The organism is Marinomonas piezotolerans (genome assembly GCF_003362755.1).
Classification (GTDB): domain Bacteria; phylum Pseudomonadota; class Gammaproteobacteria; order Pseudomonadales; family Marinomonadaceae; genus Marinomonas; species Marinomonas piezotolerans.
In genome coordinates this window covers 22,234-35,290 of the sequence record NZ_QKRA01000008.1, presented here as the reverse complement: position 1 = coordinate 35,290, position 13,057 = coordinate 22,234, and the positions used below count along the sequence as shown (strand labels likewise).

The following is a 13,057-nucleotide window of genomic DNA, read 5'->3' as shown; positions in this document are numbered from 1 at the left end:
GATGAAGCGTATTTTCCCAACTCACCCTACCAACGACCCAGTCATCGAGAACCCTTGGCAACGCTTACGCGAATTTACTGACGCGCGAATTGGGCTTGGCAGAGCGGGGGTCAGCGTCCCGACAAAGCACTTATTAGCTTTTCAGCTCGCTCACGCCCAAGCCATCGACGCGGTCCACACTCCACTAAACGCTACCGAGTTAATCCATCAGCTGACGCAACAAAGTTGGAGTCCTCCTAGTCAGCCCTTTCGTTTACATAGCCGTGCCGAACATCGTGAGATGTATCTGCAGCGCCCAGATTATGGCCGCCAGCTAAACAAGGCGTCCGAACAAACCTTGGAGGATCACGCTTACCTCAGCGATGAGACTTATGATGTGGCGTTCGTGATAGTGGATGGATTATCTGCTCTCGCGATAGAAGAAAATGTTCTGCCTTTTCTAAACGAACTCGTCCCAACACTCACCAGCGGACCAGCGCCTTGGACTATTGCGCCACTATGTATTGTGGAACAAGGACGAGTCGCGATAGGCGATCATGTTGGCGAATTACTTCACGCAAAATGTGTCGTGGTGTTGGTCGGTGAACGCCCAGGACTCAGCTCGCCCGACAGCATGGGATTGTATCTAACATGGGGCCCAAAAGTAGGGAACACTGACGCTTATCGCAACTGCATTTCTAATATTCGCCCTGCCGGACTGAATTACCCTGAAGCCAGTCGTAAAGCGCGTTACTTACTCAACGAAGCACGTACCAAGCAGTTATCAGGAGTACAACTAAAAGACCGAACGGATGAATCGGTCATCGAGCACGACAACGATAATAATAATTTTCTAATCACTAAAAAGAAAACCTAACAACACAAACACATGAGGAACAACATGACTGAACACATCGATCAAGACTATTTGGCAAAACGCCAACTCAAACGAGGCACCGCAGGTTGGTTGCTGTTGGCTGGACTTGGCGTTTCATACGTTATCTCTGGAGACTTTGCAGGCTGGAACTTCGGCATAGGAGAAGCAGGATGGGGAGGCTTCGCCGTCGCCGCCGTTCTAATGGGTATTATGTATTTAACCTTAGTACTGTCATTGGCTGAAATGTCCGCTTCCATTCCCGCGGCTGGCGGTGGCTATAGTTTTGCTCGACAAGCAATGGGGCCAGTAGGAGGTTATATAACTGGGCTTGCGGTACTAATAGAATACGCTCTGGCCCCTGCGGCAATCGTTATCTTTATCGGCTCCGCCGTCGAAGAACTACTCGGTTTTAATGGCCCAGTAGTGTATGCGCTATTTTATTTGGTATTTATTGGCATTCATTTAGCAGGTGTTGGTGAAGCACTGAAAGTCATGATGGTCATCTCAGGTTTGGCCGTGGTAGCAATCCTTGGCACGGCAGTGGCTTTGATAGGTGATTTCGATGCATCACGCCTATTCGACATCGCCCCGACAGATGCCGCTGGAGCATCGGAATTTATGCCTTTTGGTTGGTATGGCGTATGGGCTGCCCTTCCCTTTGCCATGTGGTTATTTCTCGCTGTCGAAGGGGTTCCTCTGGCGGCCGAAGAAGCCAAAGACCCTGCGAAAGATGTGCCCAAAGGCATCATTGGTGCCATGATCTTCTTGCTGTTTACCGCAACCCTAGTCGTGTTATTGCTCGCGGGTGTGACCGGTGCAGAAGCCATTGGCAGCAGCGCTGTTCCATTAGTCGATGCACTGAACGTGGCTGGCAAACCCACTCTGGCTACATTAGTAAATGTATTAGCGCTCGCAGGTCTAGTCGCTTCATTTTTCTCGATCATCTACGGTTATAGCCGCTTGGTGTTTGCGCTCTCACGCGCTGGCTATTTGCCCAAAATGTTGTCTGTCACCAACGAACGAAAAGTGCCAGCTCGTGCTTTGATCATACCAGGCATATTTGGTTTCCTAGCGTCATTAACAGGTGAAGGAGACTTGATGCTGGGCATGGCAGTGGTTGGCGCGACCGTCTCTTACGCACTGATGGCCATTAGCCACATTTTACTTCGCGTCAAACAACCTAATCTTGAGCGTCCATACAAGACCCCTGGGGGAGTCATCACATCAGGCATTGCACTCGTACTCTCAATCGTCGCGCTAACCGGTGTGTACGCTTACGACCCTCGTGCATTCATGTACACACTTGCCTTGTTTATCATTGGCGCAGCTTACTTCTTTTTGTACAGCAAGCATCACCTAGTGGCCAACACACCTGAAGAAGAGTTTAATATGCTTGCCCAAGCGGAGGCAGATATAACGACCACTTCATAGTTTTCATCACCTCACTCTATTTGTCTTGCTTTAAGACGCTCTTCCCTGTTTGGGGCGCCTTCCACAATGCCATTGTGTGAGGCGTTTTTTTTTGCAGTGATACTAGCCAAATTCGTACACGCTTCAAACGGGCTTGAAAAAGCTCGTAGATATCTTTGAACGGCTGGCACCATTGCCCTAGCATGCCCATGTTATCGATCGCCTGATTGGTACCAAAACGAATCATTTGATTATCATGCCCAGGCTCCCAACTACCAAACATTCGATCCCAAATGGCTAACGCCACGCCAAAGTTACGATCATAATGCTGGTTCAAATTAGAGTGGTGTACTTGGTGTTGAGCGGGTGAAATAAACCATTTTTCGATGCGTTGCCCGTAGCTGAGCGCAACCCCTGAGTGCCGTAAGTTAGCCCCGAGCGCATTAAATAAAAACGTCGTCACAAGAACACCATAAATCTGCCACAAGCTCACTTGATTGGGAAAAACGACAAGAAACACACTAATGACGAGGCTCTGGGACGTCATCGAACGTAAAAAGAAAAGTAGACCTTCCACTGGATGGGTACGGAAAACCGTAAAGGGGGTCAGCACTTTTGCACTGTGGTGCACTTGGTGAAATGCCCATAACCAAGGACTTTTATGCATACACCAATGGACAAAAAAGCGAGAAAAGTCATCAACGAAGAAATAGCACAGTGTAAATACGACAATTACGATCGAAGTTGGCCAACCAAGCTGAGCATCACCGATCCCAGCCTCTTGCCAATAAAAATACAACCAGCTTATCCAGACGGCCTGCGTCAGTGTTTTGGGAATCAAGACGGCCAAAGCAAGACGGTTGGCAAACCATAACAAGTAATCGGTACGGGCTGAGCGATGCCACCACACCCGCCAAGAGAGATAGGGTTGCAAGCGAGACCAGCCGTCATGACCATAACGAATAGCCAGAACGCCCCACGCAAAGAGTAAGGCCGACAGAAGATACCAAAGAGACACTCGCTTGCTTTTGTCGAGCAAAGACGAGCTGGCAGCCACCAGCTCGTTCCCTAGCCAACCAACAAAGTGATCAAACATCAGATGGCATTACTCATCTAATCGTTTTCTGCACTTTGGCCCGCGGCATTGATTTGATTCAACACTTCACTCATACCGCCAGTTTGATCTTCTAGCTTCGCTTTAAGATCAAACTCTTGCGCTAACAAATTCTGAACCTTAATCATATTCAGCTTGTATTCTTGCATCGATCCGACATTTGCTTGAATGAAGTCACCTTTGCCATCTAGAGCCACGACTTGTGCGCCACCAAATAACACAGGGCTAAATCCAATCAACCGATCAAGACCCGCTTGAGCATTACCTAAATCACGCCCTGCTGCTTCCAATGACAAGGCAAAACCTTTTAGCTCGCCCCAGTGCTTAACATATGAGCGGAAAGCGTTGTTGACGTTACCTTGCGCGTCTTCTATGACTGCTATTTTTTCTAAATCTTCATAAACGCTACCCGCGTATTTAAACGCCGCTTCAGCAATCACCTGCTGCCATGCTGTCGCGATCGTTGCCGCGTAGCCTTTTAGCTCACCGCGCTGGGCACTCGTCAGACGTTCGCCCTTAGCGTTGGCTATGAGTTGGCGACCATCAATGAACGCTTGCATGATCGTATGGAAATAGTTCGTGCCGGCACTAGCATCGATGCTTGCAGCGTAGTAGGCATGAGCAAAGGCCATTTCTGATTTAAGATCAACGACGCCATCGCCATTTGCATCCGCTTTCGTAAAGTACTCAGGGTTTTGCTTAGTAATTTGAACAACTTCTTTTGGAGTCAGTTCGAGGCCGTTCGCTGGTGCGCCGAAATAACCAAAGGCTTCATCCCATACGTGTTCTGTCCCTGTGTAGTAAGCGCCCTCTACATATGGCGCATCATTTGGGCTCTGACCCGCTTCTAGCTTTTCTTCTAAATAGTGATTGACCGCTTTGTTGTAGAACACAGCACCCATCGTGAATTTGGACACTAATTGCGTGTAATCATAACCATTAACAGGGTCATATCCTTTTTTACTGTTCGACGCTAGCTCAACCAACTCCTGCAACAATTCTTGTGCTGTTGGGTTACCAGGCCACCCCGTAATAACGCCGTCGTAAGCACTGGATAATAGATCTTTACCTTTTGACAACTCATCAATAGATGTCTGTTTGATTTCAAAACCATCTTTACTAACTGGATCGATAATGGCACGTCCAGCTTCCTTGCTGGACAGATACTTTAGCATCTCAACGTGATCGCCATCGCTAATGATTTTTTTCAAAGAGTTATGCAGTGCATGGCGTGCAATTTGGCCACCATAAGACACTGAGCTTTTCGCATCGCCTTGATAGTCTTTAAGTGTCACATCATAGTCATAGGTCTGCGCCATAGCACTGGCTGAAAAGGCTACCAATACACTTACAATCGTCTTTTTCACTATTTTGATCCTTACGTTCCAATATTGAATTGATCAAGTTAGCTTGATCGCTTTTATATAATGAATAAAAGATAACAGTCTTGATAACGATTATCAATTATTAGTTGTGTGACGCCAATCATGGTAAACATGACCAGCATTGACCAACGAGCTTAAAATAATGAATAAAAGTCTTCCCCTAGCGCTAAAACCGCCTAATATCACAGCTTCCATTGTGCGGTACTGTTTGAGATTGATGCATGCTAAACCCTGAATTCATTGACCTATTAAAACGTCTTATTAGAGCGCCATCTGTGGTTGGCGCTGAGCATTCTTTCTTTCGTGTACTTCAACGAGAGCTAGAGGAACGTGGTGCCAAAGTCACATGGTACGAAGGCGTACTGGTGGCACAAGGCGCTAACCCATTCAGCGCAATGTTTTCAGCGCATATTGATCGCCACGGATTGGTGTGCACTGGGCCTAATGAATTTCAATATGCTGCATTTGTCTCTGCAAACCGTACGGATTTATTGAATAACTCCGTTTCTGAACAACTTATGAATAAAGTAACGGAACGCTTCAATCAAGAGAGAGTGTACGCCTATGAGCCTTGGTCCGGTGTTTATCGCGGTAAAGGCGTGATCGAAAACGGTTATATTTGTGAGTTTCGTAACAACTTAATTTTTGAAGTCAGTGGATTGGAAGCTGTAGATGCTGGGACGCCTGTCGCATTTGAAGATAGCTTAACGACGAATGGAGATCGCCTTGAGGGGCAACTCGATAACGTCATCACTGCTGCGGCACTGGTGCATCTGTTTAGTCTAGGGTTTAAGGGCACCGCTTTTTTCACCGCTCAAGAAGAGTCAGGTAAAAGTTGGCGCTATCTTTTAGAGTGGTTCCGACGCTTCGGTGGTACCACTAACCGCTTGTTTGTGGTCGATACGAGCCCCTTTCCCGATACCCAAGCCGCCGATCAACAGCTATTAGTCTTGAGGGAAAAAGACGCCAATGCCAGCTTCAATGCAGACAGCACAGCCCTACTGGAAAACCTCTGTGGCACTCATGGCGTTTCATTCTTATATAAAGATCACTATGTCGAACAACAGAATCAAAAGCTCATTGAAAAAGGCCAATCCCCCCACTCACTTGGTAGTACCGAGCTCGGTCGAATTATTGCCGCGTCTAATGGCTTAGTAGATGGAACAACCATTCAGATTCCAACGACGGGTTACCATACGATGCAAGAGTCCGCTTCCATTGCATCGGTTGATGCCTTTTTAACCATTTTAAAGGCTGTCGCTAATTTACCAGCTCAGGAACCTCAACCAAACCACTTATAATCAGCCAGTACAGAGCGCCTGACATACTGTCGCGCGCTCTGTAGTGTCAATCCTTGTCGCACACTCATGACAAATACGTCAAGAAAATATAACCGTCTACCTCAAACGTCACCTTTTTGATGCTCTCTGCGTCATAATTTCTGCAAGGTTTCCTCGCTCAGCCCAGCGAGCCAATTTCTCGTGCAAAAGTGGTGTAATCATTCTGGTGATTTTCTCATCAAAAGCGTCTCCGATTACCCCACGGATCGTGTAAAGAAACGGCTGTATGTAAAGCCCCAGTCAATAATCGCCAGACACCTTTCAAGCCCCACATTTTCTGCATTTTTAGTGTCAACACATGCTTTTAAAAAGTTCGATAAGCTGATCTCAACTTGAAACAGCAGGTTCCACTAAGGAGAAGATCATGTCTAATTTATTTTCAAAAAGCGCCGTCTTTAGCAGTATTCTAGCCGCGACAGCAACAGCCTCAATGGCCTACGCGGACCAACCTAAAGCAGGCTTCACCGTCAACCCTAATATTGGCTACTCTAATTCAGACAGTAACCGAGATATAAAAGATAATGAGACCTACGGTATCGGCTTGGGCTACCAATTTGATAATCCTTGGGCAATTGAATTTAACTACTTAAACGCCGACAGTGAACTTCACAATGGTCAAGGTGTTGACGCTGATCAGTATCGTCTAGATGGACTTTATCACTTCGCAAACAACACGGATTTCACTCCCTATGTTGCAGCAGGTCTTGGTACCACTCAATACAGCAGTAACGTAGACGGTGATGGCAACACGCAGTTCAACGCAGGGGGCGGGGTAAAATATGCACTAAAAGACAATCTAGCTGTTCGAGCAGATTATCGAGTGCTGGAAGATTTGAACTCCGATCACACTGATCAAGTCGCAAGCCTAGGTTTACAAATGACCTTTGGCGGTACAAACGACGCTGCACAACAAAAGGTTGCTAATCAAACTACGGCACCGACACCTGTTACAAATCAAGAAGATGAGTGGACGTCAGGGATCGCAGCAATCTCCGAGCCAGACCCAATCGAAACCAAGATTAAATCTGAACCTGTAGAAGTCGAGCCAACCAAGACAATTCTGCCGTACAACGTTCAGTTTGCGTTCGACTCAGACAAAGTCACACAAGCTAACTACGAACAGCTACAAGAAATTGCCGATCACTTAAAAGCAAACCCTGATCAAGTGGCTCAAGTTCAAGGCTATGCGGACGACACAGGCAGCCCAGACTACAACCTAGAGCTGTCAGAGGACAGAGCCCAGTCTGTCGCACAACGATTGGTAGCAGATTTTAATATCGAGCCAGATCGCATTGAAACCATTGGGTTTGGTGAGAAGAATCCACTGGTGGCAAATACCACGGAAGAAAACCGTCAGCTCAACCGCCGTGTCACAACGGTCGTCTTCGGTACTCGCGATGATCTAGAGATGGCGACCACATCTCGCTAGCACTTTATCTTTCCAGTTGAGGTCTTTTAGGAAGCCAGAGCTAACACTCTGGCTTTTTTACTTCAGGACGTCCTATAACTTTTCTTGAAACAATAAAAAAAGAGCCGGTTGATTGGCTCTTTTTTTATTCTCAGTTCGGTCTTACTTATCGGTAATGACTTATTAGTAACAGTGACCTTTTTTGCGCTGCCCTGGCGGGCAAAAACGATTATATGATTGCTTATCAGACTTGTGGTGGCGGTCATTGCGACTGGCTTCAACTTCTACTCCAGCGATTTCACCCGCCACTTTGTGAACTGAACATCCCGAAAGCAACACCACACACAACATTATTAACGTTAGACACAACTTATCTAGGGAAAGCTGTGCATTCTTATGTGTAAGGGGCGTAAGTAACTTCATTTTAGTCTCCTCTTCAGTAGGCCCTAACCTACTGAAGAAAAAGACAAAATACTTGCTACTTTACACCTTGCTCGCAAACCTTTTCACACACTAGACCAACCCTGACAAGCCATTCAAATTCAATAAAAAAGGCGATGCTTTTCAGCATCGCCTTTTCAATACAGTTCAGAATCGAGGCATTATGCGCCGAAACGATCTAAGTTCTCTAGTGGGTAAAAGTCTGGGTATGGCAAAGACGCTACACCAGAATCTACCGCAGCACGCGCAACCGCCGCAGAAACATTCGTCAACAAACGAGTGTCCATTGGCTTCGGCAAGATGTACTCTTTACCAAACGTCAACGCCGCGCCACCGTATGCTGCAACAACTTCTGCAGGCGCTTCTTCTTTCGCAAGATCTTTCAATGCGTGCACTGCCGCTACTTTCATTTCTTCGTTGATCTTAGTCGCACGAACGTCTAAAGCACCACGGAAAATGAATGGGAAGCCAAGTACATTATTTACTTGGTTCGGGTAGTCAGAGCGGCCTGTCGCCATAATCAAATCATCGCGCGCAGCCAATGCCGCTTCAGGATTAATTTCTGGATCTGGGTTTGAACATGCAAACACAACTGGATTGGCAGCCATTTTTTTCAACTGCTCAACTGTCAGTAGATCTGGACCCGATACGCCAATGAATACATCCGCGCCATCGATGGCATCGTCTAATGTACGTGCGTCGGTTTCGTGAGCAAACGTCGCTTTGTATTCATTTAGATCATCACGACCTGAGTGAATCACACCCTTGCGATCAAGCACGAAAATGTTTTCACGCTTCGCGCCACAAGCAATGATTAGATTCATACACGCTGTTGCCGCTGCACCAGCGCCTAGGCATACGATTTTAGCCTCTTCAATCGCTTTACCTTGTAACTCTAGTGCATTCAACAGGCCAGCAGCCGTTACAATCGCTGTTCCGTGTTGGTCATCGTGAAATACAGGGATAGAACAGCGCTCAATAAGCTGACGCTCAATTTCAAAACATTCTGGAGCTTTGATGTCTTCTAAGTTAATGCCGCCGTAAGTATTCGCGATGCGTGCTACCGTGTCGATAAATGCTTCTGGGCTTTCTGCTTCCACTTCTACGTCAACAGAGTTGACCCCCGCGAAGCGTTTGAATAATACGCCTTTACCTTCCATTACTGGCTTAGACGCCAATGGGCCAATGTTACCTAGGCCTAGTACCGCAGTACCATCAGAAATAACTGCCACTAAGTTGCCCTTACCTGTGTAGCGGTAAGCCGCCTCTGGGTCTTTAGCAATTTCACGGCAAGGCTCTGCAACGCCTGGGCTGTACGCCAACGATAGGTCGCGTGAAGTTGCAGTCGGCTTGGTAATCGTAATACTCAACTTACCCGGTACTGGTTGCTCATGGTACTCAAGAGCGGCTTGTTTAAAATCTTCTGCCATTATCTTATTCCGTCTAATTAGTGTTGTTCATTTGCTTTTTCAGCAGTTGACCCCTTATTCAAAACTAAACACATCCTGTGTCAGAACGTTTGAAGTGGTGCCTTATATAGTAGTAATAGTAGTTGTCACAATCACTGTGACACAGTAATTCTACGTAAGTCTTGCGGATGTTTCACTGTTAAAACAAATGATTTAAATCGATCATTCTGCCGCTTCTTACGTTGATATTGCCAACCTCGCGCTTCAACAGCCTTTCCCTGAAGAAGAAACAGCTCTTTTTCAGTCCAGAAATGCTCTGCAAATCGCGGTATATGTATGACTAAATCCCATTCAGTTTCTAGCCACCAACCACCCCGATTACGCGTGACTAAGTCGATGGTTGGACGAACAACCGTAAATCCAGCTTTTGGCTGCCATAACGGTGGTTTTTGCCATAGGCCTCGCATTGCGTGCCTTGCTTCGAGCTCTGCTTGATCAAAGCAGCTCTGATAATTCAGGTTAGGAGGGATCGCGACACGATACCCAAGTCCAGCTGATAATAGCTCACTTGAAATCGAGACTCGATCTTTCGTAAATAAATAATACAATTTACGACCATACCGATCTTCAGGCTCTAAACCTACTTGCCAGTATACCACTTGGCCAGCAAGTTTTTTGAGCATCATTCTCGCTTCGACCGCGAAATCGTCATGATTACCATCACGGTGATCAAGTTCTGGCGTATCGACACCAATCAAACGTACTTTACGGCCATCAGTCAAATGGATGGTATCACCATCAATCACTTTGCTGACCTGCGCCACGTTCAGTTCACCTTGAGCGACACACTGCGCATAGCTGCCAAACGGCAACCATAAAAAAAGCGCCAAGCAAAATGCCCGGCGCTTTTTTAGAATACTCATGCGTTTCATCCACCAATTACTTAGTAGAACGACGAGCTCCGAAACGCTTTTTGAAGCGATCAACACGACCACCAGTATCAAGCATTTTTTGCTGACCTGTGTAGAATGGGTGACACTGGCTACAAACGTCGATGTGTAGGTCGTTACCTAGAGTCGAGTTAAGAGTAAGTGTGTTACCGCAAGTACAAGTTGCAGTTACGGTAGAGTATTTTGGATGGATTTCTTTTTGCATCGTATTTTACCTTAAGGTTGGTGTGCCGCCACTTGGTCAACGCTTTTGCCAAGCACCGCACGATTCGTTGTACATCTATTGTACAGTGGTACCAAGAGCCGCGTATTTTAGGCGGCAAAGCTCATTTCAGCAACCCCTTTTATGATATTTTCCATCCCAATAGGTACATGAAAAGTTCACATTTTCAAAGCTGACTAACGTACACTAATATCATGTATTGTTAGCTCAAACTTTTTCGTTGAAAAATCAAGGTATTAGTCTTTCGATGGTAGATACTCTGCTCACTGCTCACCCGTATGTCAAAGTTGCACTGAATGTGCCGCTGCGAGCGACCTTTGATTACAAAGTACCTAAAGCTTTGGCATATCGACACGAATTACGCCCAGGGATGCGAGTCAAAGTGCCCTTTGGAAATGGTGATCGTCAAGCAATCGGGTTAGTCATCGAAACGGTCGCACAGAGTGACTACCCTGATGCTCAAATTAAGCCTCTAACGGCTCTACTTGATGATAGCCCAATCATCGATCGTGAATTGTTCGAGCTATGCGTATGGGCATCACGTTATTATCACCACCCTCTTGGAGAAGTGTTTTTCCATGCCTTACCAACCAGCCTTCGTAAAGGCGAGTCTGCTGATTTCCGCAGTGAAACATGGTGGTTTGTCACGGAGGAGGGAGCGGCCACGGACCTTGAAACACTTAATCGAGCCAAATTGCAAAAAGCGTTTCTCAAAGCCGCCCAGGAACATGCCACACACGGTTTAAGCCCACACCTTATTTCAGTACTGGATGTAAACAGTAGCGCTACCAAAGCACTAGAGAAAAAAGGCTTGATCCGAAGTGAACAGCGCGCATTCAAGCGTGCGCGCGAAACACACGCCCATCAAAAACAAGTACCTCCGACACTCAATAATGAACAAGCCGCTGCTACCAAAGCACTCTTGGCGATGAAAGATGAATTCGGTGTCGCATTACTGGATGGCATCACTGGCAGCGGTAAGACCGAGGTGTTTTTACGAGTCATTGAAGCACTGCTTGCAGAAGATAAGCAGATCTTGGTTATGGTGCCCGAGATTGGCCTAACCCCACAAACCTTAAGGCGATTTGAGGGACGTTTTAATACTGATATTGTTTTGATGCACTCTAATATGACCGATCGGGAACGCCTCGATGCATGGCTTATGGTTGAAAAAGGCGATGCCAAAATCATCATAGGCACACGCTCCAGCGTTTTTATCCCAACTCTAGATCTAGGTCTTATCATCATTGATGAAGAACATGATGCATCATACAAACAACACGAAGGGTTTCGATACCACGCCAGAGACCTTGCGATCAAACGTGCCCAAGGTCTGAATATCCCCGTTTTACTTGCCTCAGCAACGCCTTCTTATGAGAGCCTCACGAATGCCTTACAGAAACGTTATCACTGGTTAAAATTACGCCAGAGAGCGGGCAATGCCGAGCTCCCCGAAATGGAGCGCATCGATTTACGCGGACAAACTCTTAAGCAGGGCTTCAGCGAGCATACTCTAGAGCGAATGAAGCAAACCCTAGAAAAAAAAGAACAAGTGCTCGTTTTTTTAAATCGACGCGGTTATGCCCCGACCTTGATGTGCCACCAGTGTGGTTGGATTGCGAGTTGTGATCATTGTGATGCGAACCTCACCGTCCATAAACGTGCCAATAAACTCCATTGTCATCATTGTGATAGCCACAAAGCGCTGCTTCACACCTGCCCTGATTGTCAAAGCGACGAGCTTTTTACGGTAGGAGAAGGCACAGAACAAGTAGAAGGCATTCTCAATCAGCTATTTAAGAATACACCCATTCTACGTATTGACCGAGATAGCACCCAAAGAAAGTCAGCGCTGACGCAAATTACGCAAAAGATCCATGAACACGATCAAGCCATCCTAGTCGGCACTCAGATGCTCGCTAAAGGACACCATTTCCCAAATGTTACGTTAGTTGTCATTATGGATGCTGACGTCGGATTATTCTCCTCCGACTTTCGCGGTATGGAGCGAACAGCCCAACTGATTACCCAAGTCGCAGGGCGCGCTGGACGTGCTTCCAAACGAGGCCATGTTTTACTGCAGACGTATCACCCAGAGCATCCCGCAATTGAATGCCTTTGCACGCAAGGCTACGAAGCCTTTGCCATGGATGGGCTCAGAGAAAGACAGCAATTAGCGCTCCCCCCTTTTCAATACCAGGCCATTGTTCGCGCTGAATCAGCACAAGAGCAACAGGCCATGGGCGTATTGATGCAACTACGTAACCAATTAAGCGTAACACTACCCGATGACATGCAAATCATTGGACCGTACACCGCCATCATTGTGCGTAAAGCTGGCCAACACCGAGCATTACTCTGCCTGAAAGGCACTCAAAGAGGTCCACTGCATCAATGTGTGGCATTCGCCGCACAATGGCTCGAACAAAACACCAAAAACCAAAGAATTCGCTTCGCCATCGACGTTGACCCACTGGAAACTTTTTAACACACTGCGCATAATGTGCGCACTTACATGATA

General features: G+C 46.8%; 11 protein-coding genes. 5 read left to right on the top strand and 6 right to left on the bottom strand.

The window, feature by feature from the left end:
• The first annotated feature begins 1 nt into the window (after position 1).
• Together eutC and eat are read left to right on the top strand one after the other, a co-directional pair.
• Complete coding sequence (eutC, locus tag DN730_RS14785; protein WP_115468924.1) at positions 2-856, top strand: ethanolamine ammonia-lyase subunit EutC; 855 nt, start codon at positions 2-4, stop codon at positions 854-856.
• 24 nt (positions 857-880) lie between these two features.
• Positions 881-2,287: an ethanolamine permease gene (eat, locus tag DN730_RS14780; RefSeq protein ID WP_115468923.1), complete on the top strand. Its 1,407-nt coding sequence runs from the start codon at positions 881-883 to the stop codon at positions 2,285-2,287.
• Positions 2,288-2,303: 16 nt separating this feature from the next.
• On the opposite strand, the gene DN730_RS14775 is transcribed toward eat, so the two are convergent.
• A complete protein-coding gene (locus DN730_RS14775; RefSeq protein ID WP_115468922.1) occupies positions 2,304-3,362 on the bottom strand; it encodes a sterol desaturase family protein in 1,059 nt (352 codons plus the stop codon).
• Between the two features lie 17 nt (positions 3,363-3,379).
• Positions 3,380-4,747 (bottom strand): DUF4856 domain-containing protein, encoded by a 1,368-nt coding sequence (locus tag DN730_RS14770; protein ID WP_115468921.1) that lies wholly within the window; start codon positions 4,745-4,747, stop codon positions 3,380-3,382.
• Between the two features lie 239 nt (positions 4,748-4,986).
• Between DN730_RS14770 and DN730_RS14765 the strand changes: the two genes are divergently transcribed.
• Positions 4,987-6,066, top strand: a complete 1,080-nt coding sequence (locus tag DN730_RS14765; RefSeq protein ID WP_115468920.1) for a peptidase M42 — start codon at positions 4,987-4,989, stop codon at positions 6,064-6,066.
• A gap of 403 nt (positions 6,067-6,469) precedes the next feature.
• A complete protein-coding gene (locus tag DN730_RS14760) occupies positions 6,470-7,534 on the top strand; it encodes an OmpA family protein (protein ID WP_115468919.1) in 1,065 nt (354 codons plus the stop codon).
• Positions 7,535-7,696: 162 nt separating this feature from the next.
• Here DN730_RS14760 and DN730_RS14755 read toward each other — a convergent pair whose 3' ends face one another.
• The 4 genes from DN730_RS14755 to rpmE all read right to left on the bottom strand — a co-directional run bounded on the left by DN730_RS14755 (position 7,697) and on the right by rpmE (position 10,518).
• A complete protein-coding gene (locus tag DN730_RS14755; RefSeq protein WP_115468918.1) occupies positions 7,697-7,936 on the bottom strand; it encodes a hypothetical protein in 240 nt (79 codons plus the stop codon).
• Between the two features lie 179 nt (positions 7,937-8,115).
• Positions 8,116-9,384, bottom strand: coding sequence for a malic enzyme-like NAD(P)-binding protein (locus tag DN730_RS14750; RefSeq protein WP_115468917.1), 1,269 nt, complete (start codon positions 9,382-9,384; stop codon positions 8,116-8,118).
• A gap of 131 nt (positions 9,385-9,515) precedes the next feature.
• Positions 9,516-10,286 (bottom strand): thermonuclease family protein, encoded by a 771-nt coding sequence (locus DN730_RS14745; RefSeq protein ID WP_245957983.1) that lies wholly within the window; start codon positions 10,284-10,286, stop codon positions 9,516-9,518.
• A 16-nt stretch (positions 10,287-10,302) separates the two neighbouring features.
• Positions 10,303-10,518: a 50S ribosomal protein L31 gene (gene rpmE / locus DN730_RS14740; protein WP_115468915.1), complete on the bottom strand. Its 216-nt coding sequence runs from the start codon at positions 10,516-10,518 to the stop codon at positions 10,303-10,305.
• Positions 10,519-10,783: 265 nt separating this feature from the next.
• Between rpmE and DN730_RS14735 the strand changes: the two genes are divergently transcribed.
• On the top strand, positions 10,784-13,024 hold the full coding sequence (locus DN730_RS14735) for a primosomal protein N' (RefSeq protein WP_115468914.1): 2,241 nt from the start codon (positions 10,784-10,786) through the stop codon (positions 13,022-13,024).
• Positions 13,025-13,057 lie beyond the last annotated feature (33 nt).

What these genes read in the sequence shown, in the direction of transcription:
- eutC (WP_115468924.1), top strand. Translation starts at nt 2, where the DNA reads ATGAAGCGTATTTTCCCAACTCACCCTACCAACGACCCAGTCATCGAG.
- eat (WP_115468923.1), top strand. Translation starts at nt 881, where the DNA reads ATGACTGAACACATCGATCAAGACTATTTGGCAAAACGCCAACTCAAA.
- DN730_RS14775 (WP_115468922.1), bottom strand. Translation starts at nt 3,362, where the DNA reads ATGTTTGATCACTTTGTTGGTTGGCTAGGGAACGAGCTGGTGGCTGCC.
- DN730_RS14765 (WP_115468920.1), top strand. Translation starts at nt 4,987, where the DNA reads ATGCTAAACCCTGAATTCATTGACCTATTAAAACGTCTTATTAGAGCG.
- DN730_RS14760 (WP_115468919.1), top strand. Translation starts at nt 6,470, where the DNA reads ATGTCTAATTTATTTTCAAAAAGCGCCGTCTTTAGCAGTATTCTAGCC.
- DN730_RS14755 (WP_115468918.1), bottom strand. Translation starts at nt 7,936, where the DNA reads ATGAAGTTACTTACGCCCCTTACACATAAGAATGCACAGCTTTCCCTA.
- DN730_RS14750 (WP_115468917.1), bottom strand. Translation starts at nt 9,384, where the DNA reads ATGGCAGAAGATTTTAAACAAGCCGCTCTTGAGTACCATGAGCAACCA.
- DN730_RS14745 (WP_245957983.1), bottom strand. Translation starts at nt 10,286, where the DNA reads ATGAGTATTCTAAAAAAGCGCCGGGCATTTTGCTTGGCGCTTTTTTTA.
- rpmE (WP_115468915.1), bottom strand. Translation starts at nt 10,518, where the DNA reads ATGCAAAAAGAAATCCATCCAAAATACTCTACCGTAACTGCAACTTGT.
- DN730_RS14735 (WP_115468914.1), top strand. Translation starts at nt 10,784, where the DNA reads ATGGTAGATACTCTGCTCACTGCTCACCCGTATGTCAAAGTTGCACTG.